We start from the raw sequence: 24,599 nt of genomic DNA, 5'->3' as shown, positions 1-24,599 counted from the left end.
CACGCTGGAATCAACTCCAGTTGCATTGCAGGAAGCGCACCGGGGCTTCACTGCCCGGCGGCGGTTGCAGTTGCACGCGCGAATAACGCAGGTCCTCGTAGGGCGCGAGCACCTTGCAGATACCGTTTATCTGTTGTTCGCTGGCATCCGCGTCCACCAGGGCCACCAGGGTGGAGCGGGTCGCCCACGAGGCGCGGGCGATCCCCGGCAGGCGGCTGACGGCGGCAGCGATGTCGCGGCGCTGCTCCTCCTCGGTGCCGGCAATCGCCGGGGATTGGACAACAGCGGTTGCCTCGCCTCGACCTGATCCATCGGCGTCCGCCGGTGAGGCCACGGGCGCATCGGTGGCATCGCGCGTCGGATCCACGACCGCGTCGGGAATCAGGAGCGACGCCAGCAACCCGGCCAGTAGCGCGACCACCCACACGACCCCGGTCGCACGGACGGTCAGCCGCCGCGCGCGTGACGTGATGTCGTTGTGCAGGCTGGGCGGGAGCAGGGGGCTGATCAGCGGCCACAAGGTAGCACCGTCGATCAATTCGATATCCTGCGGGTGTTTCCGCAGCTCGCCCTGGATGGTGCCCAGGGTCGCGATGATGCCGCCACTGGCATTGCTGTCGCGCACGGCGGCCGACATCTGGCTGACCATGCCCGGATCGATCCGGTAATCCACGCCCTGCTTGAAACTCAGCAGCCAGGTCTGGTCGCCACGGTTGAGCAGCAGATCGGCGTTCTGGCCCCTGTCGGCGTCCGGTGCCAGGCGACTGGCGGAAAACCCCTGGGCCTCCAGCGCCTCGATGACAAAGCGGGAGGATTCGCGCCAGCGCATGGCGGCGAGTGCGCGCAGGCCAAGCGCGACGACCGAGGCGCGGTTGTGGACCAGCCAGAGCCACGCGCTTCCCGCCGTCCCCAGGATCAGCGCAATCAGGAAGGCGGTGGTCATTGGTGAGGCACTGAGCATGTCGGATATCGGGCGGCGGGCGCCGGAGCGGGGCGACCCCTCAATATACGCGGCGAGACCTGTCCTCAGCTGAATCGCTTGTCCAGTACGCGGCGCAACTCGGCCTCGATCGGCGCCTTCATGGCCGCAAACAGGAAGCCAAGCGTTGCGGTGACGTTGAGGCTGGAAGGTGCCACTTCGATCTGTCCTTCGATTCCGCTGCGGTCGAAATGCAGCGTGTCGCTATCCCAATGGCACACGACCCCGAATCGCTCGGTCAGCTTGTCGGCAATTTCCTGGACCGCGGCGCGCGCCTGCTGCGGCCCCATGGTGTGGGGGTGTTGGATATCGATATCGGGCATGCGGATCTCCGTGGGCAGACGCCAGTGTTGGGGGCGGAAGCGAAAGGCTCAAGTCGAACCGCATACCGGTGCCCGCGCGCGTGGCGTGCATGGTAGATTTCGCCGCAGTGAATACCCTAAGACTGCGATTCGCCAACGGCGAGCGGGACGACCTGGTGCTCGGCGCCGGCGTGCATGCCGTCGGCCAGGACAATGACGGCCATCCGTGCCTGGTCGACGACTCCCATGACGCGCGCCTGCAGATATCCATCGACCGCCGAGGCATCTGGCTGCAGTTGCGCGAGCAGTCGCAGGTAATGCATGTCAACGGTCGACCGGTGCGGCGTATGGCGATGCTGCGGGCCGGGGACGTGTTGCACCTGGACGGAGTGGACCTGACCCTGGTGGGTGCGCGGCCGGGACCGGCTCCGGCGACGGCCGCGAATGATCCACCCAGCGCGCGCGCGGTCCTGCGTGCGGTCGGCGGGCCGCACCACGGTCGCTGCTTTGATCTGGACCACCCGTGCGTTGTCGGAAGCCGGCCAGAAGCGGACCTGTGCATTGCCGAGCCAGGCATTCCCGATCAGCACTCACGGCTGGAGCCGCACAGTGACGGCGTCAGCTTCCGCACGCTCGGCGCATCCGGCGGTATCGAGGTCAACGGGCATCGGCTGGACGAAGGGCTGCTGATGGCCGGGGACCAGGTGGTGTTCAATGCCAGCCATCGATTTGTATTGGAAGCGCCGCGGGCAATGGCGCCGCCCGAGCCCGTCGTGCAGGAGGCTGCCGTTGAATGGACTCCAGCCGAGGCTGGGCCCCAACGCTCCCCTTTGATGGCGTCGCTGAGGCGCATTCCGTGGCTGCTGCTTGCGGCACTGCTGATGGCCGGCGCACTGGCACTTCTGCTGCTTTACGGGGTGCGCTGAGCTACCGCCAGCCGGCGGTCTTTACATCGTGCTGCAGTGCGGCATACCTTGGGGGTCACGCCCCACTGGATCGCCCCCATGTCCCGTCCGTACAACTTCAGCGCCGGCCCTGCAGCACTTCCCGAAGCCGTCCTCAAGCAAGCCCGCGAGGAGTTGCTGGACTGGAACGGCGCCGGCGCCTCGGTGCTGGAGCTGAGCCACCGCGGTCCGGAGTTCATGCGCGCTGCGGAAAAGGCCGAAGCCGACCTGCGCACATTGCTGTCGGTGCCCGATGACTACGCGGTCCTGTTCCTGCAGGGCGGGGCGACCACACAGCAGGCGCTGATACCGCTCAATTTTGCCGCGCCGGGCCAAGCTGCCGACTACGTCCTTACCGGGCACTGGGGTGCGACCGCCATCAAACAGGCGCAGCCCTATGTCGACGCCCGTATAGCGGCCGATACGGCCGATGGGGGCTATCGGGGCCTGCCGATGCGCGCGGACTGGGCGTTGTCGGAAGGAGCGGCCTATGTGCACTACACCGCCAACGAGACCATCCACGGCGTCGAGTTCAACGAGATCCCCGAGGTCGGCGATGTGCCGCTCATCGGTGATTTCAGTTCCAGCATCGCGTCCGGTCCGCTGGATGTCTCCCGCTTCGGGGTGATCTACGCCGGCGCGCAGAAAAACCTCGGGCCGGTCGGGCTGACGGTGGTGATCATCCGCCGCGACCTGCTGACGCAAACCGGCCAGGCGCGCGCGCCGATCCTGGACTACGCCGCGCACGAGCGCGCCGGCTCCATGCTCAACACGCCGCCCACCTTCAACTGGTACCTGGCCGGGCTGATGTTCCAGTGGATGCTGGACGAGGGCGGGGTGGAGGAATTTGCCCGGCGCAGCGCGGTCAAGTCGCAATTGCTGTACGCGGCGATCGACGGGTCCGGCGGGTTCTATCGCAACACGGTCGAGCGCACTGCGCGTTCGCGGATGAACGTCGTGTTCTCCTTGCACGACGAGAACCTGGATGCGCGTTTTCTCGAACAGGCCCGCGCGGCGGGGCTGATCTCGTTGAAGGGCCACCGCGTACTGGGCGGCATGCGCGCATCGATCTACAACGCGATGCCGGTGTCAGGCGCGCAGGCATTGGCCGACTTCATGGCTGATTTCCAGCAGAGGAACGGCTGATGAGCGCCAAGGGCAAGCCGCCTGCGAAGAGCGCGGGCCGGGACGTGGTGCCCAAAAAGCCGCCCGCGCCGAAGCTTGCCGAACTGCGCGAGCGCGTCGACGGCATCGATCGCAGCATCCAGGAACTGATCGCCGAACGGGCGCGCTTCGCCAGCCAGATCGGCCAGGCCAAGGGGCCGTTGGCGGCGGCCATCGACTACTACCGCCCCGAGCGTGAGGCGCAGGTGCTGCGTCGCGTGGTCGACCGCAACGAGGGCCCGCTGGAGGGCGAGGTGCTGGTGCGCGTGTTCCGCGAGATCATGTCGGCGTGCCTGGCCCAGCAGGAGCCGCTGAAGATCGGCTTCCTCGGTCCGGCGGGTACGCACTCGGAGCAGGCGGCGTACAAGCACTTCGGTCACTCCATCCTGGGTCTGCCACTGGGCAGCATCGAGGAGGTGTTCGGCGAGGTGGAGTCCGGCGCGGCCGACTTCGGCGTGGTGCCGGTGGAGAACTCCACCCAGGGCACGATTCAGTCGACCCTGGATACCTTCCTGGGCACCGACGTCAAGATCTGCGGCGAGGTGGAGCTGCGCGTGCACCAGCACCTGCTCTCGCGCAGCGGCCGCTTCGAGGATATCGAGCGCGTGTACTCGCATCCGCAGTCCTTCGCGCAGTGCAAGGCCTGGTTGCGCCAGCACCTGCCCGACGCCGAGAAGATTCCGTTGGCGAGCAATGCCGAGGCCGCCCGTCGCGCCCGCAACGCCGATGACGCCGCGGCGATCGCCGGTCTCAGCGCCGCGAGCGTGTACGGGCTGAAGTCGGTGGCCGGCCCGATCGAGGACCGGCCCGACAACACCACCCGCTTCCTGGTGCTCGGGCGCGAGCTGTTCCCGGCCTCGGGCAATGACCGCACCTCGCTGCTGATCTTCATCAAGGACCAGCCCGGCGCGCTGTTCCAGGTGCTGGCGCCGTTCGCGCGCCACGGCTTGAGCATGAACCGGATCGAGTCCAGGCCCGGCCACGGCGGGCGCTGGCAGTACGCGTTCTTCGTCGACGTCGGCGGGCACATCGAGCAGGAGGCGATGCGCCTGGCGCTGGCGGAGGTCGATGAATTCGCCGAGCAGGTGCGCGTGCTGGGTTCCTACCCGGTCGCGATCGTATGAGCGAGGCGGTGCGGCAGGACTGGAGCGCCGGCAAGGGGACCGCGCTGCATGGCAGCCTGCGCGTGCCCGGCGACAAGTCCATTTCCCATCGCGCGGTGATGCTGGGTGCGCTGGCCGATGGCACCACCGAAATACACGGTTTTCTCGACGGTGAGGACACCCGGGCCACGGCGCGGATCTTCACGCAGCTCGGCGTCCGCATCGATACCCCGGCGCCGACGGTCTGCGTGGTCCACGGCGTCGGCCTGCATGGACTGCGCGGCACCGATGAGGTACTTGATTGTGGCAACGCGGGCACCGGCATGCGGCTCTTGGCGGGTGTGCTGGCCGGGCAGGCGTTCGACAGCGTCCTCGTGGGCGATGCGTCCCTGACAAAGCGTCCGATGCGCCGTGTCACCGATCCACTCACGGCAATGGGTGCGCGGATCGACACCGGCGAGGGCGGCACGCCACCGCTGCGTGTGCACGCCAGGACAGGTCTGCAGGGCATCGACTATGCGTTGCCGGTTGCCAGCGCGCAGGTGAAATCCGCCGTGCTGCTGGCGGGCCTGTACGCCGAGGGCGAGACCGTCGTGCGCGAGCCGCACCCGACGCGTGACTACACCGAGCGGATGCTGGCCACCTTCGGCTGGCCGGTTGAGACCGCACCTGGCGTCGTCCGCCTGAGCGGGGGCCATCGCCTGCGCGCCGCGCGCGTCGACGTACCCGCGGATTTTTCCTCGGCGGCCTTCTTCATCGTTGCGGCAACGATCATTCCGGGATCCGAGCTGCGACTGGAGGCGGTCGGCATCAATCCGCGCCGTACCGGCCTGCTGCAGGTCCTGCGCCTGATGGGCGCCGACATCCGCGAGGAAAACCGCCGCGACGATGGCGGCGAGCCGGTTGCCGACCTGCTGGTCCGCCACGCGCCGCTGCACGGCATCGAAGTGCCGTCTGCGCTGGTGGCGGACATGATCGACGAGTTCCCGATCCTGTTCATCGCCGCCGCCTGCGCCAGCGGGCGCACGGTGGTCCGCGACGCCGCCGAGCTGCGGGTCAAGGAGTCCGACCGCATTGCGACCATGGCGACCGGCCTGCGCACGCTCGGCATCAGCGTCGAGGAGACGCCCGATGGCGCAGTCATCCACGGCGGGCGGCTGGGCGGCGGCAGCATCGCCACCCACGATGACCACCGCATCGCGATGAGCTTCGCGGTCGCCGCGCAGCGCGCGTCGGGCGAGGTCCGCATCAACGACATCGCAACCGTCGCGACGTCTTTCCCGGGATTTGTCGAACTGGCACGGGGCGTGGGAATGGCCATCGACGCGATTGCCGGGCCGCCCGCGCTGTAGTGCCCACACCGTCCTGCCGGATCGCCCGGCACCCGCATCGCTGTCTTTGAGCAGGACGGCAAAACCCTTGCCTCGCGCTATGCTCCGGCGATGCTGAGCTTCACTCCCGTCGCCCTCGCGAGCCTTGCCTGGCTTGGACTGATGTTCGGCGCCGCGCTGTATGCCGAGCGCCGCCCGGCGCTGTTCGCCGGTCACTGGCGACACGTCTATGCACTGTCGCTGGCGGTGCACTGCACCTCGTGGACCTTCTACGGCACAGTCACCCAGGCGGCGCGCTACGGCTGGCCGCTGCCGCCGACCTTCCTCGGCGCGATCCTGCTCTACGTGCTGGCCGTCGGCTTCATGATCAAGCTGGTGCGGCTCGCCCGCGAGACCAACGCGACCTCCATCGCCGACCTGATCGCCACGCGCCTGGGCAAGGACGCGTGGCTGGCCGCGACTGTCACCCTGGTCGCTGCGCTCGGACTGATCCCCTACATCGCGCTGCAGCTGAAAGCGGTGGCGATGAGTTTCGCGATGCTGACCACCCGGGATTCCGGGCTCGCGACGCCGCCCTGGCAGGACAGCGCCCTCTACGTCGCGTTGGCGATGGCGGTGTTTGCGATGCTGTTCGGCACCCGGCGCGCGAGCGCCACCGAGCACAACCGCGGCCTGGTGCTCGCCATGGCATTCGAGTCGGTGTTCAAGCTTGGCGCGATGCTCGCCATCGGCGCATTTGTCTGGTTCGGGCTGGAAAGCGGCACCGGTGCCTCTCTGCAAGTGCCGGTGCAGTCGATACCGACCTTGCCTGCGGCGCCGTCCGCCGGATTCCTCCCGCTGGTCCTGCTGGGCGCGCTGGCGATGTTCATCATGCCGCACCAGTTCCATATCGGAGTGGTCGAGTGCCGCGACGAGCGCGACGTGCGCACCGCGCGCTGGCAGTTTCCGCTGTACCTGGTCCTGATCGCCTTGCCGGTCCTGCCACTGGCCACCGCCGGTGCGGCATTGCTCGGCGACTCGGTGCCCTCCGACATGTACGTGCTGGCGCTGCCCTTGTCGCAGGGCCACGAGGGCCTGGCGCTGTTCGCGTTCCTTGGCGGCTTGAGCGCCGCCACCGGCATGGTCGTGGTCAGCACGCTGACCCTCGGCCTGATGATCGGCAACCACTGGTTCGCGCCCGGGCTGCTGCGCGGTGCCTGGTCGCGCAACGATGGCAGCGACCTGCGCGGCAGCGTGTTGATGCTGCGGCGGTTCGGCATCGTCGCGATCATGCTGCTGGCTTGGGCCTACAGTCGCTTGGTCGGCGGCAATGAGGCGCTGGCCGACGTCGGCGCGGTGTCGTTCTCGGCGCTGGCGACGCTTGCGCCCGCGCTGGGTTTCGCGGTGTGGCGGCCGCAGACGCCGCCGCGGGCAGCGGTGATCGGCGTGGTCGTGGGGTTTGCGGCGTGGGCGTGGGTGCTGTTGCTGCCGATGGTGTTCGAGGTGGTCGGGCATCGCCCCGCATGGCTGGAGTCGGGGCCGCTGGGCCTGCGCATGCTGTCACCGGACGGACTGTTCGGCCTGACCGGCTGGAGCAGGCTGGGACGCGCGGTCGGTGTCAGTCTTTTCCTTGGCACGCTTGCCACGGTGCTCGGCTGGACCTGGAGTTGGCGTCGCGATACGCCAAGGCGCAGTTACCGCGGCATGGATGCACAAAGCCTGCGCGACGCGGGCATGCGGTTCCTGCCGCGCAACCGTGTCCAGCAACTGCTGCAGAAGGCCCCGGCCACGGGCCCGGTGCCCGCGGCGGTGGAGGCGGGCATCGAGCGCGAGTTGGCGGCGGTACTGGGCTCCGCATCGGCGCGCGTGCTGCTGGATGCCGCGCGCAGCGAGAGCGGGCGCGGGCTGGACACGGTGGCGGCGATCGTCGGCGAGGCGTCGGCGGACCTGCGCTTCAACCAGCGTGTCCTGGAAGCCGCGCTGCACAACATGAGCCAGGGCATCAGCGTGGTGGATGCGCAGCTGCGGCTGGTGGCCTGGAACCGGCGCTACGCCGAGTTGTTCCAGTACCCGGCCGAGTTGCTGCAGGTGGGCCGACCGATCGCCGACCTGTCGCGCTGGGCGATGATGCAGGGCGCACCTCCTGCAGGCGGGCTGGAGCGCGCGCTGGAGCGGCGGCTGGCCTTCATGCGTGCCGGTTCACCGCACCTCACCGAACGCATCCTCGCCGACGGCAGCATCCTGGAGATCCGTGGCAACCCCATGCCCGGTGGCGGCTTCGTGGCGACCTTCACCGACGTCACTGATTTCCGCCGCGCGGAGGCCGCGTTGCTGCAGGCCAACGAGACCCTGGAGCAGCGCGTCATCGAGCGCACCGCCGACCTGCAGATCGCCACCCGCGAAGCCGAGCGCGCGAACGACGCGAAGAGCCGGTTCCTGGCCGCGATCGGCCACGACCTGATGCAACCGCTGCACGCCGCGCAGCTCTTCACCGATGCGATGTCGGTGCAGGCCGCCGACGATGCGCAGCGCGCGATGCTGTCCCAGATAGGCGGCGCCCTGGACTCGACCGGCGACCTGCTCACCGGCTTGCTGGAGATGTCGCGCCTGGAGGCGGGCGGCCTGGTGCCGGAGCCGCGGGCCTTCGCCCTGGCCGAAGTGCTCGAGCCGCTGGCTTCGGAATTCAGTGCCATCGCCGCTGCGCGCGGGCTTGGATTCCGTTTCGTGCCGACCCGGGCGTGGGTGCACAGCGACCCGCAACTGCTGCGGCGCGCCCTGCAGAACTTCCTTGCCAACGCGGTGCGTTACACCACCAGCGGTCGGGTGTTGTTGGGCGTACGCCGCCGCGGCGACGGACTGCGTATCGAGGTCCATGACACCGGGCCCGGCATCGACGCAGGCATGCAGCAGGCCATTTTCGAGGAATTCCGGCGCGGCCTCGACGCACCCGGGCAAGGGCTTGGCCTTGGGCTGTCGATCGCCGATCGGATTGCCCACCTGCTCGAGGCTCCGCTGACCCTTCGCAGCAGTCCGGGGCAGGGCACGATGTTCGCGATGCAGGTCGAGCGCGTCGAGGCGCGGCTGCCCGCGGTCGCCAGCGCGCCGCGCGGTCTTGCCGGTCTGCGCGTGCTGCTGGTCGACAACGATGCGCAGGCGCTCGCGGCACTGGCCGCTATCCTGCGCGGATGGGGTTGCGAGGTGTTGACGGCGGCGGACCGCGAGGGTGCGCGCCGGCACCTCGCGCGCGAACCGGCCGCACTGTGGCTGTTCGATTACCACCTCGACGAAGGCGACACGGGGGTGGCGCTGGCCGAAGCGCTGGCCGTCGAACACGGCGCCCGGCCGACCCTGATACTCAGTGCCGATACCGGCCACGTGGTCCGGCGCGCGGTGCTCGACGCGGGGCAGTCGTTGCTGTCCAAACCGCTCAAGCCACTCGCGCTGAAGTCAGTGCTGGACCGGATGCTCGCCGCGAGTGCGCTGCGCGGGGAGCCGGTGGCTGTCCAGGACGACTGAGCGCGATTCGCTCAGTCTGCGACTACCCGGGCCGGGTCGACGAGTTCCAGGCTCCGCAGGATCACCCCCGCCTGGGTGCGGTTGCGCACGCCCAGACGCTCGAAGATGGCCGACAGGTGCGCCTTGACCGTGCGTTCCTGGACCGCGAGGCGGTCGGCGATCTGCTTGTTCAACAGACCTTCGGCAACGAAGCTGAGCACGCGGAACTGCTGTGGCGACAGGCTGGCAAGCCGCGCCGCCAATTCGGCATCGCTGGGCGAACTGCGGGTGTGGGAGACGGAGGCGCGCAGCGCCGGCGGCAACCATTGCTCGCACGCCAGCACGGCGCGGATGGCGTCACGAAGCTCGTCCAGTCCCGAGCTCTTGGGCAGATAACCGGCCGCGCCGTGGTCCAGCGCCCGCCGGATCACGCGCGGGTCGTCGTTGGCCGACACCACCACCACCGCGACACCCGGGTACTGCGCGCGGATCGCCGCCAGACCGGCGAGTCCGTGATTGCCGGGCATGTGCAGGTCCAGCAGGATCAGGTCGATGTCCGGCTCCGCCTCCAGCAGCGCCAGCACGGTCGGCAGCGAGTCGGCTTCGTGCACGGTCAGGTCGGCCACCGCATCCGCCGCGGCGCCGCGCAATGCGGCCCGGAACAGCGGGTGGTCGTCGGCGATCAGGAGGGAAGGCATCCGCGCCAGATTAGCAACTGCGCGGGGCCGGGGCGTGGTACGAAAGTACGATGAGCGGGCTGCTCCGGTCTTGCTACTGTCGGTGCATGAAAAATTCCCTGCTTGCCGTCGCCCTGTCTGCCGTCCTGTCCGCCGCCGCCGGCTGCGCGACCACGCCCAATCCAGGAAACACCGCCATGGCAGCGACCGCTTTCGGCCCGGTGCGTGTCACCGAACACCGCGGCAACGATGACCTGCTCACCGCCGGCCTGGGTCTGGACGGCTTGCGCGCCATGACCGCACCGGCTTTCGCCGACCCGGAAAGCCCCACCGCCGCGGAAGTGCGCCGGCGCGCCGTCTGGAGCAACTGGCGCGGCATCGCGGATCTCGCGCCGGGAGGCGGCTATGCGGAGCTTTACGGCAGCGTCGCGCCATCGCCCGGCCGGGAGTTCCAGACGCTGGCGCGGCTGCCGGGCGCGAAGCAACCACACCGGGTGCTGGTGCAGGTGCCCGACAACTTTGACCAGCAGGCGCGTTGCGTCGTGCTCGCACCGGCCTCCGGGTCGCGCGGCGTCCTCGGCGCGATTGCCGTCGCCGGTCCGTGGGCGCTGCCCAGGGGCTGCGCGATCGCGTACACCGACAAGGGCGCCGGCAGCGATTACTACGACCTTGACGCCGGGCTCGGGGTGCAACTGGACGGCACCATCGGTGGGCCGGACGCCGCTCTGGCATTCCAGCCGGAGCCGGCGCCGGCCACGGGCGTCGCATTCAAACATGCGCATTCCGGCGACAACCCCGAAGCGCACTGGGGCGAGCACGTGCGCCAGTCAGCCGAATTTGCGCTGAAGGTCCTCACCGAAGCGTTCCCGGATGCCGCCCCTTACCGGTTCGACAACACGCGGGTGATCGCGGTCGGCATCTCCAATGGCGGCGGCGCCGTGTTGCAGGCGGCCCAGTCGGCGTCCGTGGGCGACTGGCTGGATGCGGTCGTCGCGGCGGAACCGAATGTGACGGTCGCTGGCGCGCGCCCCATCTACGACTACACCACCGAGGCGGCGCTGCTGATGCCGTGTGCGCTGCCCGCGCTCGGAATCCCGGCGATGCCGACCGCGGACGCGCAGTGTGCGGCGCTGGCAACGGCCGGCCTGATCCAGGGCGACACGATCGGCGAGCAGCAGCAGTCCGCCTATCAGGCCCTGCGTGACAACGGCTGGACCGACGAGGCGCTTCGCGCCGGCTCGATCAGCGTTGCCTTCGACCTGTGGCGCTCGGTCGCGGTGACCTACGCCTCTGCTTACGGACGCTTCCCGGCCGGAGCACATCCGTGCGGCTACTCCTTCTCGGCGGTGACCAAAGACGGAACGCCGCGTCCGGCGACCGCGACCGAGCGTGCCGCGTGGTCATCAGAGGCGGCAGGGATACCGCCGGGCGCCGGCGTCGGCATCGTCGCCCCGCCGATCGATCCGGCCAATCCGATCGCGGGCCTGCAGTGTCTGCGTGCGCTGTGGGACGGGCAGGGTGCGGATGCCGATCGCGTGCGCCAGGGCATCAGTGAATTGCAGGTTGCCCCGCCAGCCGCCGGACTTCCGGTGATGGTGATCCACGGCCTCGACGATGGGCTGATTCCGCCCGCGTTTACCAGCGCGCCGTACGTCGCGGCCGCGCGCAGCGCCGGCGCGGACGTGCACCACTGGCAGGTGCGGAACGTGCAGCACTTCGACGCCTTCCTTGGCGTGCCCGTGTACGCCGGGGTCTACCTGCCGCTGTTGCCCTATGTCTACGAGGCGCTGGACCGCACGTGGGCGCACCTGGAGAACGGAGCGCCGATGCCGGCCAATGCGGTCATCGCGACCACGCCGCGCGGTGCGGGCAAGCCGCTGCAGGCCGGGCACCTGGCGATTCCGCGATGAATGGCGGGGCCAACGTCCGTCAATTCAACACCTGCAGGCCGACAATGGTCGCCAGTACCGCAGCGATGATCGCTACGCTGCCGTCGCTGCGGCGGTAGCCGTAGTCATAGCGGTTGCCATAGCCGTCCTGGTATCCGCGCTGGAAGCCCTGGCGGAAGTAGTGCTGGTATTCGCCCGGTGAAATGTAGCGACCGTTGTAGCCGTATCCCGCGTCCTGATAGGCGTAATTGTCCCGGTAGTCGGCGCGCCAGCCGTCGTAACGGTCCGCCTGGCCGGCCCGCAGGCCTTCCTGGTACCCATAGTCGACGGCCTGTTGCATGAGGTTGGCACCGTAGCGGTTGGTCGAATGCCACTGGCCGCCAAACTGGTAGCGGTAGCTGGCAGGCGTCGAATAGAACGGGTCGTTGTAGTAGTTGTAGCGGCCCGAATTCCAGCTGACATGCTGCTGGCGCAGCCGCTGGTTGTACTGGTTCTGGTAGCGGTACTGATTGGCGCGGCGTTGCTGCTGCAGCGCGCGTGTGCGCTGCATGGCGACTTCACGCTGACGCGCCTGGGCGGCGTAGTAGCGGTCGGCCCGTTGCTGATCATGGCGGATCCGCTGCTCGTGGCGGCTGTCGCGCGGTCGGGCATGAGCCGGCCGCGAGCTCTGTCCACGATTGTCACCCTGATATCCATTGTCCCGGCTGGACTGGCGGTCGTGCCGGCTGTCGGACTGGGCACGCGATCTCTGGGCCCGGTCCAGCGATTCCGCCATCGCACTCCGGCGTGGGCCACTCGCGTCGCGCGCTGGTCGGCCGTCACGGACGCGTGCATCGCGATCGGACCTTTGGGGCGCTGCCGCCTGCCTGCGATCGGGCCCGCGGTTGCCCGAATCCGACGTCCGTACCGCGATCGGTGCAGCGCGGCGGGCCTGTGGCGTCGGCACGCCCGCTTCGGCTTTGCGTTGCGGGCGTTCGACCTCCCTGACGCGTTGCCGGTGTTCCAGTTGCCGCGTGGTTCGATCGTTGTCACGACTGTGGGCGTTGCCCGGGAGTGCCAGCATGGACACCAGCAGCGGCGCCAGGACCAGCGTCCAGTTGATCGGGCGGGACAGAAGTTTCATGTTGGACCCTCGCTCGTAGGCCAACACCCCTGTTGGCACCTTCACGATTGATGGACGCCGATGAACGGGCCCTGACGCCGGCCGGGATTGTTCATAGTCATTAACGAACGTTCGGGGTTGCCTCCGGAAATGCGAAAGGGCGTGTCCGGTTCGAAGCGGCGACGTCGTATCAGGGAGCATCGGGTGCGTATTCCTTCGCACGCCTTTGGTGCCGTGGCAGCTTCCGGCATCAGGGTCCAATGAAGACACGGGCGGGATGCCCGACAGGGGAGTGGAATGAAAGCAATACATCCAGTGCTTATCGCCTTGCTGGCACTGCTCCACACCGGTTGCGCAACGGTGAGCCAGGGCGACTGCCTGAGCGGCAACTGGTCCCGTATCGGCTACGAGGACGGTGTCGCCGGTTATCCGTCATCCCGTCTGGGCAACCATGAGCAGGCGTGCGCGGCGTACGGGGTGGGCGTGGACTCGCGCACGTACCTGGAGGCGCGGGAGCGTGGCCTGGAGGTCTACTGCACGCCGTATCGCGGCTTCACTGCGGCTGCCAACGGCCGCAACTACGCCGGCGTGTGCCCGGGCCACCTGGAAGCCGGCTTCCTGGCCGGATTTGGCGACGGCCGCTTCGTCCACGACGCCAAGCAGCGCCTCGATGACGTGAGTTCGGACGTGGGCTCGATTGAATACCGGATCCGCAAGGCCGACAAGGATATCGGCAAGGCCCAGAAGCGTCTTGATCGCGCCGAGAGCGAGGATGAGCGGAAACGCCTGCGCAGGGAAATCAGCGAGCTGCGCGCCGACATCCGGCGTGCCGACGAGGATTTGCGGCACGCCCGTCGCCGCGAGGATATGGCCCGGCGTGAGCTGGACCATGTCAGCCGCCGCTTCGCCCCGATCTACGGGCACTGGTAAGGCTCACGACCATCAGCCGTTGGCGGCGCGTCCTGTACCGCCGCGGAATTAACCGCATTCGCAACAAAAGGAATAGCCATGCTTCGACCTATCGCAATGGGACTGCTGCTCGGGCTGACCGGCCTGAGCTTGCCCGCACTCGCCCAGGACACGTCCGCTGCTGGCGACACGATCCTGGTGTTCGACGCGTCCGGATCCATGTGGGGCCAGATAGACGGAGTGCCCAAGATCACCATCGCGCGCGACGTGGTGAAGGAATTGCTGGACGACCTGCCGCCCGAGCGCAGGCTTGGTCTCGTTGCCTACGGCCATCGCCGCAAGGGCGACTGCAAGGACATCCAGACGCTAGTGCCGGTCGGTGGCGACCGCGCCGCCATCGCCAAGGCCATCGCTGGCATGAACCCCGTCGGCAAAACGCCGATGACCGCTGCGGTGCAGCAGGCCGCCGAGGCCCTGAAATTCACCGAGAACGAAGCCACCGTCATTCTGGTGTCTGACGGTCAGGAAACCTGTAACGCAGATCCGTGTGCGGCCGCCGAAAAGCTGGCGACGATGGGCATTGGTCTGACCGTGCATACGGTGGGCTTTGGCTTGGGCGAAGAAGAGGCCGGGGCGAAGGGCGAGCTGAAGTGCATGGCCGATGCGACCGGAGGCCGTTTCTTCGTCGCCGATGACGCCAAGGAGTTGAAGGACGCCTTGGCGCAAATCAGTGTCGCGCCATCCAAGAAGTCAAAAACGGCGGAACCCGCGCCGGCAAAAGCCGAGCCTGCGCCCGCCCCCGAGCCCGCGGCAATACCGACTGGCAAGGCAAGTCTGGAGGCGACCGACCAGCAAGGTGGGCCGGTGATCAGGCAGGATCTGGTGTGGACCGTTCGCCATGGTGCGACCGGTGAGGTTCTGCATGAGTCCGACGCAACCGGCAAGCTCGAGGTAGAACTTCCGCGCGGCGTGCATGACGTATCGGTTGTCCGCGGATCGGATGGTGCGACCGCAGAGGGCGAGATCAAACTCACGGGTGACCGTGCAAGCCTTAGCTTGCCCCTCGTGGTCGAGCTCAAGGCCACGCTGAAGGTGCCTGCTACCGCCGCCGCGGGTTCGAAGGTCCGCGTCATCTGGACGGGGCCGGGCGAGGGTAATGACTACATTTCCGTCGGCCCCGCCGATGCGGGCAACAGCAAACATGCCAACTACACCCGTACCAAAGACGGCAACCCGCTGCAGTTGTTGATGCCGCCTACTGCCGGCACATACGAGGTTCGCTATGTGAGTGCCAAGAACCATGACGTGCTCACGCGCGAGAGCATTGACGTAACTGAGGTTGGCGCCAGCGTGGAGGTTCCCGCGAAGGCACCGGCGGGTTCGACCCTGCGCGTTGCATGGACCGGACCGGACTATGCGAATGACTACATTTCCGTAGCGAAGGTCGGCTCTGCCGGGAGGTCCGAGGTGAACTACACGCGCACTTCGGCAGGGAATCCACTGAAGCTGCTGATGCCCGCCGAGCCGGGTCCTTATGAGGTGCGCTACGTCCAGTCCCAGTCGCACAAGATTCTCGCCAGCCAACCCATTGAAACCACCAAGGTCAGCGCGACGTTGGACGCCCCGGATTCAGGAGTTTCGGGAACCAGGATCAAGGTCTCCTGGACCGGCCCCGACTATGCCAATGACTACGTCTCGATAGCGAAAGTTGGCTCGGCGGGCCGTAGTGAAGTGGGCTATCAGCGGACGTCGCGAGGATCCCCGCTGGAACTGACTCTGCCAGACGACCCCGGTACATACGAACTGCGCTATGTCCAAAATCAGACCCACAGGATTCTTGCGAGCAAGCCAGTCACTGTGACTGCTGCTCCGTAACGGCTGACACCCGTCTCCAGAGACGGCCGATCAGGGAACAAAAAAGGCACCCGTCAGGGTGCCTTTTTCTGTCAACGTTCCGGCAACTCAGCTGCCGCTGCGCGACCCACCCCGGCCACTGCCGGGACGGCCGCCGCCCCGCGGACCGCCGGGTCGCGGGCCACCGGGACCGGCGCGACGACCGGCCGGTTTGCCGGCGCCGGACTTGCCGGCCGGACGGTTGCCGCCGGGTCCGCGCGGCTTGTCGCCGTAGGGATTGAAGCCGCCCGGGTTGGCGTGGTCCGACGGAAAGCTGGGTGCACCGTCGGGATGCCCGTAGGGCGGGCGCGGTCCACGCGCCTGGCCGCCCGCAGACGCCCGGCCCTTGTAACCCCCGGCCGGCTTGTTGCCGTAGGGCTTTTTCGGTCCACGGCTGTCGGCGTTGCGGTGCCCGCTGGGGCCGGTGTTGACGCCATCGGGCACGTACCAGGTGCGGAACGCCGCCGGGTTGCCGTCGGGCAGCGGCTGCTGTCCCTTGGGCGCACGCTGTTTGTACGGCCTCTGTGACTGCTTGGCGGCGGCCTCGCCGCTCACAGTCAGCCCGCCGTGGCGCTTGGGGGCACCGCGGCCGCGGCCGCGATCCTCGCGCACGTTGTCGAAGCGGCGCAGTTCGCGCCCCTCATCAGCGCTGGTGACGTGGCCACCGACATAGCCCGGGCTCTGCGCCCGACCGGTCAGGTTGATGGTGGAGCGGGCGGCCTTGCGCTGGCCGATCACCGGCTGCAGGGTCAGCGCGGACGGCGTGCCGTCTTCCAGGCCCAGCTCCTTGCGCAGGGCGTCCACCCGCTCCGTCGCCATCTCCATCGACTGGCCGCGGAGCAGTTCGCGCGGCAGGTCTACCGAGCCGTACTTGATGCGCTTCAGGCGGCTGACCTGGCATCCCTGGGACTCCCACAACCGGCGCACTTCGCGGTTACGGCCTTCCTTGACCACCACCCGGAACCAGTCGTGCGAGTCCGCTCCGCCGATGCGCTCGACGTCGTCGAACCTGGCCGGGCCGTCCTCCAGGGCAACACCGCGCTTGAGCCGGTCCACGACCGCATCCTCCACGCGGTCTTCGCCTTCGGGTGCGCGCACCCGGCAGACGTACTCCCGCGACACTTCGTGCGAGGGGTGCATCAGGGTGTTGGCCAACTCACCGTCGGTGGTCAGCATCAGCAGGCCGGTGGTGTTGATGTCCAGGCGGCCCACGGCGATCCAGCGCGCGCCTTTAAGGGCGGGCAGGGCGTCGAAAATGGTCGGGCGACCCTCGGGATCCTCCCGCGTGGTGACCTCGCCCTCGGGCTTGTTGTACATGAGTACGCGGGACGGCTCGGTCAGGGCGCTGGCGACGAATTGCCGGCCATCCAGTTCCACCTTGTCCCCGCTGCCAATGGAGACGCCGACCTGGGCCACCTCGCCATTGACCTTGACCAGGCCGTCGGCGATGCGCTGCTCCAGCGCCCGGCGCGAGCCCAGCCCGGCCTGGGCCAGGACCTTGTGCAGGCGTTCCTGCATGCGCGGCGTCGCGGTGCCGGCGTCGTCCTTGCCGTGCTTGAGGGAAAGCTTGCTGCGTGTTTCTTCAGTCATTTGGGTAACTCCGACGAGGCTCTTCGGCATCGTCATCTTCGAGTGATCCGTGGCGTTCCATCGTCTCGATGGCGTCGTCCGCGGTGTTGGAATCGTCGGCCGGCTGTTCCCGTGCGGGAACGTCGACGGCGTCGGCATCGTTCTGGTCCAGCACCGGGTCGGTGGCAATGCCACCGGCAGCGATGGATCCGGGTGTCTCAGGGGCATCGCGAGGCTCGAACTGCAGTTGCGGTTCCAGCTCGCCGATTTCCCCCAGTTCCGCCAATGGCGGCAGTTCATCCAGGCGTTTCAGGCCGAAATAGTCGAGGAACGTGCGGGTCGTGCCCAGCAGCGCGGGCTTGCCCGGCACATCGCGGTGCCCGACCACGCGGATCCACTCGCGCTCCTCCAGCGAACGGATGATGTTGCTGCTGACCGACACGCCGCGTACCTGCTCGATCTCGCCGCGGGTGATCGGCTGGCGGTAGGCAATGAGCGCCAGCGTTTCCAGGGTGGCGCGGGTGTAGCGCGTCTGGCGTTCGGTCCACAGCCGGGCGACGAAGGGATGCACGTCGGCGCGGACCTGGTAGCGGTATCCCGATGCCAGCTCCACCAGTTCGACGCCGCGTCCTTCGCAGTCATCCTGCAGGGCCTGCAGCGCCCGCGCAACGTCGCCGGCCGCCATCGGCTGCTCGTCGTCGCCGGCGAGCAAATCGCCCAGTTGGGCAGCGCTCACCGGCTGGTGGGCGGCCAGCAGGATGGCTTCGATGATGCGTTTGGTCAGGGTCTGGTCCATGCAGCGTGTCGTTGTGTGGTTGGTGCGGTGCGCTCAGGGCGCGTCGTCGTTGGCAGCGTCGTCGAATTCGCTGCTGAGCTGGATCTCTTCGGGCGCGGTGCCAATGGCCAGTGACTTGATGTAGATCGGTGCCAGCGGCGCCTCCTGCACGATGTCCACCAGTTGTTCCTTGGCCAGGGTGAGGATGCCCAGGAAGCTCACCACCACCCCAATCCGCCCTTCGCTGGCCTCGAACAGGGACTCGAAGCGGTGGAACTCGCCGTCATCGAGCCGGGCCAGCAGTTCGCCCATGCGCTGGCGGACACTGAGGGCATCGCGCTTGATCGCGTGCTGGGTATACAGCTCGGCACGCTTGAACACATCATGCAGCGCCAGCAGCATCTCGCGCAGATCGACCTCGGGCGGCAAACGCACGGCTGCGCGATCCGGTACAAACGCCTGGGCGGGAACGGTATCGCGATCCTGTCGGGGCAGCCCATCGATATCCTGCGCGGCCTTCTTGAAGCGTTCGTACTCCTGCAATCGACGCACCAGCTCCGCCCGCGGATCCTCCTCGTCGTCCTCTTCCGACACCGCCCGCGGCAGCAGCATCCGCGACTTGATCTCGGCCAGGATCGCGGCCATCACCAGGTATTCGGCTGCCAGTTCGAAGCGCAGGTGGTGCATGGCCTGGATGTAATCAACGTACTGGCGGGTTATCTCCGCGACCGGGATGTCGAGGATTTCCAGATTCTGCCGGCGGATCAGGTAGAGCAGCAGGTCCAGCGGGCCTTCGAATGCATCCAGGATGATTTCCAGAGCATCGGGCGGAATATAGAGGTCCTGCGGAATCTGCAGCACCGGTTGCCCGTGCACCATCGCCAGTGGCATTTCCTGCTGTCGCGGCGACACCCGTGCCTGGATCTCCCCGTCCGGTAGCGGTGTTTGCTGGTTGTCATCGGTCGCGACGGGCGCGGAAACGTTTGTCATGCGGTGCCGGCCCCTCCGGGCCGTGGCGCTGCGTTGTTGCGGTTGCGTCGAAACATCACGGCTCGATCATGGGCGCGCTGGACACGGAAGGCCTCAGCGGACGGGGCAGGACCGGACTACTGCCTGGCGGTGGCAGGAATACGGTCCAGCCATCGTCGGGTTGCGACGATGATCATGCGATGTTGGACATGCAGCAGTAAAAAGCGGACTTGCTGACAGATGAATCGATCTGGGATGAACACCGCTGTGACAGACGCGGCCATGGCATCGCGAAGATCGTTACGGCGGCAGGGCCGTAAGGGACGCGACGTCTTTATCCAACTCAGGTTCCGAACAGGTTACGGGCTGCACCGGGCGCTGTCCAGCGTTGCGCCGAAAGGACGTGGGGAGCGCGGGGCGCGTGCAAGGGTTGGCCTACAATCGTTGATTGGCTTGTCGGCTGGAAATGAAACCATGCTCTACGTGATCGAGGGATACGACGGCGAGGACGTGCTGGCATTGCGCGGCAAGGCGCGGCCGGCGCACCTGGCCAGGCTGGAGGCATTGCGCGACGCCGGCCGGTTGCTGCTGGCCGGCCCATGCCCGTCGATTGACGCAGAGGACCCGGGCCCGGCCGGCTTCAGTGGCAGCCTGGTGGTGGCCGAATTCGAGTCCCTCGAAGCTGCGCGCGAGTGGGCCGATGCCGACCCTTACGTCGACGCGGGAGTGTACGAGCGCACCGAGGTCCGGCCATTCCGCCGGGTACTGCCGTGACCGGCGGCCTGCCGCGCGGGCAACGCGTGCCGGCGATCCGCGCGGCCATCGAAGCTGCGTTGGCGCCGGTCTCCCTGTCCGTCGAGGATGACAGCGCCCGCCATGCCGGCCATGCCGGCGCCCGCGACGGCCGTGGCCACTTCAATGTCGAGGTCGTCAGCGACGCGTTCCGCGGGCTCGCTCCGCTGGCGCGGCACCGGCGCGTGTACGAGGCCGTCGGCGCGATGATGGAAACCGACATCCACGCGCTGTCGATTGTCGCCCGTGCGCCGGACGAAGCGGGCTAGCCCGGCCGGCCCTGCGGGCACCGTCCAGCGACCGCTATACTCGCGGGCGGCTGCTGGTTTGCCGGCTTCCTGACATCCACCGCAGCGCCGCATGCGGCGCGCAATGAGGCTCCCGCGACGCATGCGTCTGTCAACGATCAAGCTGTCGGGCTTCAAGTCCTTCGTCGATCCCACCACCCTGCATCTGCCGACCAACATGACCGCGGTCGTGGGGCCGAACGGCTGTGGCAAGTCGAACATCATCGACGCGGTGCGCTGGGTGATGGGCGAGAGTTCGGCCAGCCGCCTGCGCGGCGACTCGCTGACCGACGTGATCTTTGCCGGATCGTCCACGCGCAAGCCGGTCTCCCAGGCCACCGTCGAGCTGGTGTTCGACAACTCCGACCACACGATTACCGGCGAGTACGGCGCGTTCGACGAGATTTCCGTCAAGCGCCTGGTCAGTCGCGACGGCGCCAGCCAGTACTACCTCAACGGCGCCAAATGCCGTCGCCGGGACATCACCGACCTGTTCCTGGGGACCGGCCTGGGACCGCGCAGCTACTCGATCATCGAGCAGGGGATGATCAGCCAGATCATCGAGGCGCGGCCGGAGGACCTGCGGGTCTATCTGGAAGAGGCGGCCGGCATCTCCAAGTACAAGGAGCGCCGCAGGGAGACCGAGACCCGCATCCGCCATACCCGCGAGAACCTCGACCGGCTCAGCGACCTGCGCGACGAGGTCGGCAAGCAGCTCGGCCACCTGAACCGCCAGGCGCGGCAGGCCGAGCAGTACCAGGCCATCCAGGAAGATCGCCGGATCCGCGACGCGGAATGGAAGGCGCTGGAGCACCGTGCGCTGGATCGCAAGCTGACCGGCCAGCGCGAAAAGCTGGCGCAGCAGGAGACCCGCCTGCAGCAATTGATCGCCGAGCAGCGCGAGGCCGAGCGCGAGATCGAGACCGGCCGCGTACGCCGCGAGGAAGCCGCCGAGGCGCTGAACAAGGCGCAGGCCGACAGTTACGAGGTCGGCGGCGCGCTCGCGCGCATCGAGCAGCAGATCCAGCACCAGCGCGAGATGGCCGAGCGCCTGCTGAAGGCCCGCGACGAGGCCCGCCACCAGCTGGCCGAGGTCGCCGAGCACATCGGCAACGACCAGTCACGGCTGGAGGTGCTGAGCGCGGCGCTGGAAGTGGACGAGCCCCGCCTGGAGGAATTGCGCGAGCAGGATCTGGATCGCCAGGAAGCGCTGCGCGCGGCCGAGGCGGCGCTGTCATCGTGGCAGCAGCGCTGGGACGACCACAGTCGCGCGCAATCCGAGGCGACCCGCTCGGCGGAGGTCGAGCGCACCCGGATCGAGCATCTGGAGCGGCAGGCGATGGACGCCGAGCGTCGCCGGCAGGCCCTGCAGTCCGAGCGCGAGGGACTGGACCTGACCACGCTGGCCGAGGCCTTCGCCGAGCTGGAAGAACAGCACGAGACCCACAAGGTCTCGCTGGACAGTCTTGGCGACGTGCTGGAGCTGCGCAAAAGCGGTGTCGATACCCTGCAAGAGCAACAGCGCGAAGCGCAGTCGGCATTGGCGGACGTGCGCAAGCAGGCGCAGGGCGCGCGCGGCCGCTTGTCCTCGCTGGAGACGCTGCAGAACGCCGCATTGGGGCAGGAAGACGGCGCCGCGCTGGGATGGCTGAAGGCGCGCGGCCTGGACTCCGCGGTCCGCGTCGGCGAGGCGCTGGTGGTGGAGGAGGGCTGGGAAGACGCCGTCGAGACCGCGCTGGGCCAGATCATCGAAGGCGCCCTGGTGGACTCGCCTGAAGCGCTGGTGGACGCGATCGGCGAGCTGGACCACGGCCGGCTGGCGCTGGTGGCCTCGGCCGAGGCGCCGGTCGACTGCGCCCCCACCTCGCTGGCCGGCAAGGTGCAGGGTCCCGCCGCCGTGCGACGCCTGCTGGTGCCGCTGCACGCGGCCGACGACCTGTCCGCCGCGCTCGCCCTGCTGCCGGCGCTGGCCGATGGCGATTCCGTGATCACCCGCAAGGGCGAGCGCCTGGGCAACGGCTGGGTGCGCGTGCTGCGCTCGGGCGCGGTCAAGCAGGGCGCGCTGTTGCGCGAGAAGGAGATCCAGTCGCTGCGCAGCCAGATCGAGACGCTGCAGGAGCGCGAGCACGAACTCGAAGGCAGCCTGACCCGGCTGCGCGAACAGAATCTGGCCGCCGAGCAGCAGCGCGAGGAAGCGCAGCGCGCGCTCCACGTCGCCCACCGCAGCGTCGCGGAGCTGGCCGGCCGGCTGCACAGCCAGCAGGGGCGGCTGGACTCGGCACGAAGCCGGATCGAGCGCATCGATGCCGAGCTCGCCCAACTGACCGAATCCGCGCAACTGCTCACCGGGCAGGCGCGCGAGGCCCGCACCCGCCAGGAAGAGGCGGTCATGCGCATGACCGAGCTGGAAGACGCCCGCCTGGCGCTGGACAGTGATCGCCGCCGCCTCGGCGAGGCGCGCGACCAGGCCCGCAACATGGCCCGCGAATCCCGCGACGCCGCGCATGCACTGGCATTGACCCTGGAATCTCACCGCGCCCAGATCGCCTCGCTTACCCAGGCCCTGCAGCGAATGAGCGGCCAGCGCGGCCAGCTGGACAACCGCCTGGTGGAGATTTCCAGCCAGCTCACCGACGGGGCCAGCCCGGTGGATGAGCTGGAGCAGCAGCGCCAGGCCGCGCTGGAGCGGCGGGTGCAGGCGGGCGAGGTCCTCAGCGCCGCCCGCAGCGCACTGGACGGGATCGACCAGGAGCTTCGCCGCTTCGAGCAGGTCCGCCAGCAACGCGACGAGCAGGCGCTCGCCCAGCGCGAAGGCATCGGTCAGCGCCGGCTCGAGCAGCAGGCCTTGGTGCTGAAGGCCGAGTCGCTGGTGGAGGCCATCACCGAGGCGGGCTTCGTGCTCGACGACGTGGTCAACACCCTGACCGACGAGATGGAGCCGGCGGCGTGGGAACGCACCGTGCAGGAGCTGGACGCCAGATTGCGCCGGCTCGAACCGGTCAACCTGGCAGCCATCGCCGAACACGCGGAAGCCAGCCAGCGCAAGGAGTACCTCGACGCGCAGGACGCCGACCTGTGCACCGCGCTGGAAACCCTGGAAGACGCGATCCGCAAGATCGACCGCGAAACCCGCGGCCGCTTCAAGGAGACCTTCGACCGCGTCAATGCTGGCGTGCAAGCTTTGTATCCGCGCCTGTTCGGCGGCGGCCACGCGTATCTGGAGCTCACCGGCGACGATCTGCTCGACACCGGCGTGGCGATCATGGCCCGCCCGCCGGGCAAGCGCGTATCCAACATCTCGCTGCTGTCGGGCGGCGAGAAGGCGATGACCGCGGTCGCGCTGGTGTTCGCCATCTTCCAGCTCAATCCGGCGCCGTTCTGCCTGCTCGACGAGGTCGACGCGCCGCTGGACGAAGCCAATGTCGGCCGGCTCGCGGCCATGGTCAGCGAGATGAGTGAACAGGTACAGTTCCTGTTTGTGAGCCACAACAAGGCGACGATGGAAGCCGCGCAGCAACTGGCCGGCGTCACGATGCGCGAGCCCGGTGTCAGCCGGCTGGTAAGCGTTGACCTCACCGAGGCGACCCGCCTGGTGGGGGCCGCCTGATCGCGGGCGTCGGACCGTCGTGCCACGACGGCGTTCCCGGCGCCCACCCATGCAATAAACCGGAGTACCAAAGCTGATGTCGGACGAAACCCTGTTGCGGATCGGAATCCTGATCGCCGGGCTGTTTGTGGTCGGCGCGATCCTGTTTTTTGGCCGGCCGCGCAAGCCCGGCCAGGGCCGGCGGGTTGCGCGCGCCGCCGACGGCAGCGGGTCAAGGCGTGAGCCGACGCTGGGCGAGCAGCTTGAGGACGAGGTCGCAGCCGATACGACCGCTGCCGCTCGCGAGGATCCGACCGCTCAGGCGGAGCTGGACCTGTTTGAACGCAGTCTCGACGGCACCGCGGGGACCGAGCTCGGCAAGCGGGTCAGCGACGAGTTCGACAAGATCGTGACGGTCTATCTGGCCGCCCGCGCCGGCGAGAAGCTGCACGGCCCGGACATCGTCGTGGCGGCGGAAAAAGCCGGCCTGGTCTACGGCCACATGGGCGTGTACCACCGCCTGATCGAGCAGCAGCCAGAGCGCGGCCCGGTGTTCAGCGTGGCCAACATCGTCAAGCCGGGCAACTTCGAGATGGGCACCATCCAGGAGCTGGAAACCCCCGCGATCGCCTTCTTCCTGACCCTGCCGGCGCCCGTCGCCGCCCTGGACGCGTGGGAGGCCATGCTGCCGACCGCGGAGCGGATGGCCGAACTGCTCGGTGGCCTGCTGCTGGATGAGCAGCGCAACAACCTGGGTCGCCAGCGCATCGGCCACATCCGCGACGAGCTGCGCGCCTACGACCGCGAGCGCGAAGCACCGCCGCTGAGCAAGCCCAGCCGCTGGTAGAAGGTTC

19 protein-coding genes are annotated in these 24,599 nt (G+C 68.3%); 12 read left to right on the top strand and 7 right to left on the bottom strand.

Annotated elements, in window-relative coordinates; all coding sequences use genetic code 11:
• Window positions 1-10: 10 nt before the first annotated feature.
• Entirely contained in the window at window positions 11-943 is a 933-nt protein-coding gene (locus INQ42_RS07600) for a restriction endonuclease (RefSeq protein ID WP_194033748.1), read from the bottom strand.
• An 83-nt stretch (window positions 944-1,026) separates the two neighbouring features.
• Complete coding sequence (locus INQ42_RS07595; RefSeq protein WP_194033747.1) at window positions 1,027-1,302, bottom strand: polyhydroxyalkanoic acid system family protein; 276 nt, start codon at window positions 1,300-1,302, stop codon at window positions 1,027-1,029.
• A gap of 107 nt (window positions 1,303-1,409) precedes the next feature.
• Between INQ42_RS07595 and INQ42_RS07590 the strand changes: the two genes are divergently transcribed.
• From INQ42_RS07590 to INQ42_RS07570, 5 genes are all read left to right on the top strand, one after another.
• Window positions 1,410-2,207 carry an FHA domain-containing protein gene (locus tag INQ42_RS07590; RefSeq protein WP_194033746.1) on the top strand — a complete coding sequence of 266 codons (798 nt, stop codon included), beginning with the start codon at window positions 1,410-1,412 and terminating at the stop codon, window positions 2,205-2,207.
• Window positions 2,208-2,285: 78 nt separating this feature from the next.
• The gene (serC, locus tag INQ42_RS07585) at window positions 2,286-3,371 is read left to right on the top strand and encodes a 3-phosphoserine/phosphohydroxythreonine transaminase (protein ID WP_194033745.1); all 1,086 of its coding nucleotides are present in this window, start codon (window positions 2,286-2,288) and stop codon (window positions 3,369-3,371) included.
• Window positions 3,371-4,513: a prephenate dehydratase gene (gene pheA / locus INQ42_RS07580; RefSeq protein WP_194033744.1), complete on the top strand. Its 1,143-nt coding sequence runs from the start codon at window positions 3,371-3,373 to the stop codon at window positions 4,511-4,513. The genes serC and pheA overlap by 1 nt, the downstream gene beginning before the upstream one ends.
• Window positions 4,510-5,844, top strand: coding sequence for a 3-phosphoshikimate 1-carboxyvinyltransferase (aroA, locus tag INQ42_RS07575; RefSeq protein WP_194033743.1), 1,335 nt, complete (start codon window positions 4,510-4,512; stop codon window positions 5,842-5,844). The genes pheA and aroA overlap by 4 nt, the downstream gene beginning before the upstream one ends.
• 90 nt (window positions 5,845-5,934) lie before the next feature.
• The gene (locus INQ42_RS07570) at window positions 5,935-9,318 is read left to right on the top strand and encodes a hybrid sensor histidine kinase/response regulator (RefSeq protein WP_194033742.1); all 3,384 of its coding nucleotides are present in this window, start codon (window positions 5,935-5,937) and stop codon (window positions 9,316-9,318) included.
• 11 nt (window positions 9,319-9,329) lie between these two features.
• Here the strand turns inward: INQ42_RS07570 and INQ42_RS07565 are convergent, their stop codons facing one another.
• Complete coding sequence (locus tag INQ42_RS07565) at window positions 9,330-9,995, bottom strand: response regulator transcription factor (RefSeq protein WP_194033741.1); 666 nt, start codon at window positions 9,993-9,995, stop codon at window positions 9,330-9,332.
• Window positions 9,996-10,081: 86 nt separating this feature from the next.
• Between INQ42_RS07565 and INQ42_RS07560 the strand changes: the two genes are divergently transcribed.
• Window positions 10,082-11,884, top strand: a complete 1,803-nt coding sequence (locus INQ42_RS07560) for a 3-hydroxybutyrate oligomer hydrolase family protein (protein WP_194033740.1) — start codon at window positions 10,082-10,084, stop codon at window positions 11,882-11,884.
• Between the two features lie 19 nt (window positions 11,885-11,903).
• Here the strand turns inward: INQ42_RS07560 and INQ42_RS07555 are convergent, their stop codons facing one another.
• Window positions 11,904-12,986, bottom strand: a complete 1,083-nt coding sequence (locus INQ42_RS07555; RefSeq protein ID WP_194033739.1) for a hypothetical protein — start codon at window positions 12,984-12,986, stop codon at window positions 11,904-11,906.
• Between the two features lie 276 nt (window positions 12,987-13,262).
• Here INQ42_RS07555 and INQ42_RS07550 point away from each other — a divergent pair, with 276 nt between their 5' ends.
• Both INQ42_RS07550 and INQ42_RS07545 read left to right on the top strand, forming a co-directional pair.
• Entirely contained in the window at window positions 13,263-13,895 is a 633-nt protein-coding gene (locus tag INQ42_RS07550) for a DUF2799 domain-containing protein (RefSeq protein ID WP_194033738.1), read from the top strand.
• Between the two features lie 78 nt (window positions 13,896-13,973).
• Entirely contained in the window at window positions 13,974-15,749 is a 1,776-nt protein-coding gene (locus INQ42_RS07545; RefSeq protein ID WP_228064311.1) for a vWA domain-containing protein, read from the top strand.
• A gap of 87 nt (window positions 15,750-15,836) precedes the next feature.
• Here INQ42_RS07545 and INQ42_RS07540 read toward each other — a convergent pair whose 3' ends face one another.
• From INQ42_RS07540 to INQ42_RS07530, 3 genes are read right to left on the bottom strand one after another with little or no spacing between them, the layout of a single operon-like run.
• Window positions 15,837-17,357, bottom strand: a complete 1,521-nt coding sequence (locus tag INQ42_RS07540) for a pseudouridine synthase (protein ID WP_194033736.1) — start codon at window positions 17,355-17,357, stop codon at window positions 15,837-15,839.
• Window positions 17,350-18,132 carry an SMC-Scp complex subunit ScpB gene (gene scpB / locus INQ42_RS07535; RefSeq protein ID WP_194033735.1) on the bottom strand — a complete coding sequence of 261 codons (783 nt, stop codon included), beginning with the start codon at window positions 18,130-18,132 and terminating at the stop codon, window positions 17,350-17,352. The genes INQ42_RS07540 and scpB overlap by 8 nt, the downstream gene beginning before the upstream one ends.
• A 33-nt stretch (window positions 18,133-18,165) precedes the next feature.
• Window positions 18,166-19,101 (bottom strand): segregation and condensation protein A, encoded by a 936-nt coding sequence (locus INQ42_RS07530; RefSeq protein ID WP_194033734.1) that lies wholly within the window; start codon window positions 19,099-19,101, stop codon window positions 18,166-18,168.
• Window positions 19,102-19,554: 453 nt separating this feature from the next.
• Between INQ42_RS07530 and INQ42_RS07525 the strand changes: the two genes are divergently transcribed.
• The 4 genes from INQ42_RS07525 (at window position 19,555) to zipA (ending at window position 24,592) form a co-directional block, all read left to right on the top strand.
• The gene (locus INQ42_RS07525; RefSeq protein ID WP_194033733.1) at window positions 19,555-19,854 is read left to right on the top strand and encodes a YciI family protein; all 300 of its coding nucleotides are present in this window, start codon (window positions 19,555-19,557) and stop codon (window positions 19,852-19,854) included.
• Window positions 19,851-20,141: a BolA family protein gene (locus tag INQ42_RS07520; protein ID WP_228062439.1), complete on the top strand. Its 291-nt coding sequence runs from the start codon at window positions 19,851-19,853 to the stop codon at window positions 20,139-20,141. The genes INQ42_RS07525 and INQ42_RS07520 overlap by 4 nt, the downstream gene beginning before the upstream one ends.
• A gap of 121 nt (window positions 20,142-20,262) precedes the next feature.
• Complete coding sequence (smc, locus tag INQ42_RS07515; protein WP_194033732.1) at window positions 20,263-23,766, top strand: chromosome segregation protein SMC; 3,504 nt, start codon at window positions 20,263-20,265, stop codon at window positions 23,764-23,766.
• Between the two features lie 76 nt (window positions 23,767-23,842).
• A complete protein-coding gene (zipA, locus tag INQ42_RS07510) occupies window positions 23,843-24,592 on the top strand; it encodes a cell division protein ZipA (RefSeq protein WP_194033731.1) in 750 nt (249 codons plus the stop codon).
• Window positions 24,593-24,599 lie beyond the last annotated feature (7 nt).

Source organism: Lysobacter avium (genome assembly GCF_015209745.1).
Classification (GTDB): domain Bacteria; phylum Pseudomonadota; class Gammaproteobacteria; order Xanthomonadales; family Xanthomonadaceae; genus Novilysobacter; species Novilysobacter avium.
This window is presented reverse-complemented; position numbering and strand designations above follow the sequence as displayed.

Bases quoted from the DNA above. Each gene is read 5' to 3' on its own strand.
- scpB (WP_194033735.1), bottom strand. From the start codon at position 18,132: ATGGACCAGACCCTGACCAAACGCATCATCGAAGCCATCCTGCTGGCC.
- INQ42_RS07555 (WP_194033739.1), bottom strand. From the start codon at position 12,986: ATGAAACTTCTGTCCCGCCCGATCAACTGGACGCTGGTCCTGGCGCCG.
- pheA (WP_194033744.1), top strand. From the start codon at position 3,371: ATGAGCGCCAAGGGCAAGCCGCCTGCGAAGAGCGCGGGCCGGGACGTG.
- INQ42_RS07565 (WP_194033741.1), bottom strand. From the start codon at position 9,995: ATGCCTTCCCTCCTGATCGCCGACGACCACCCGCTGTTCCGGGCCGCA.
- smc (WP_194033732.1), top strand. From the start codon at position 20,263: ATGCGTCTGTCAACGATCAAGCTGTCGGGCTTCAAGTCCTTCGTCGAT.
- INQ42_RS07550 (WP_194033738.1), top strand. From the start codon at position 13,263: ATGAAAGCAATACATCCAGTGCTTATCGCCTTGCTGGCACTGCTCCAC.
- INQ42_RS07570 (WP_194033742.1), top strand. From the start codon at position 5,935: ATGCTGAGCTTCACTCCCGTCGCCCTCGCGAGCCTTGCCTGGCTTGGA.
- INQ42_RS07540 (WP_194033736.1), bottom strand. From the start codon at position 17,357: ATGACTGAAGAAACACGCAGCAAGCTTTCCCTCAAGCACGGCAAGGAC.
- serC (WP_194033745.1), top strand. From the start codon at position 2,286: ATGTCCCGTCCGTACAACTTCAGCGCCGGCCCTGCAGCACTTCCCGAA.
- INQ42_RS07545 (WP_228064311.1), top strand. From the start codon at position 13,974: ATGCTTCGACCTATCGCAATGGGACTGCTGCTCGGGCTGACCGGCCTG.
- INQ42_RS07600 (WP_194033748.1), bottom strand. From the start codon at position 943: ATGACCACCGCCTTCCTGATTGCGCTGATCCTGGGGACGGCGGGAAGC.
- INQ42_RS07560 (WP_194033740.1), top strand. From the start codon at position 10,082: ATGAAAAATTCCCTGCTTGCCGTCGCCCTGTCTGCCGTCCTGTCCGCC.
- zipA (WP_194033731.1), top strand. From the start codon at position 23,843: ATGTCGGACGAAACCCTGTTGCGGATCGGAATCCTGATCGCCGGGCTG.
- INQ42_RS07595 (WP_194033747.1), bottom strand. From the start codon at position 1,302: ATGCCCGATATCGATATCCAACACCCCCACACCATGGGGCCGCAGCAG.
- INQ42_RS07530 (WP_194033734.1), bottom strand. From the start codon at position 19,101: ATGACAAACGTTTCCGCGCCCGTCGCGACCGATGACAACCAGCAAACA.
- INQ42_RS07525 (WP_194033733.1), top strand. From the start codon at position 19,555: ATGCTCTACGTGATCGAGGGATACGACGGCGAGGACGTGCTGGCATTG.
- aroA (WP_194033743.1), top strand. From the start codon at position 4,510: ATGAGCGAGGCGGTGCGGCAGGACTGGAGCGCCGGCAAGGGGACCGCG.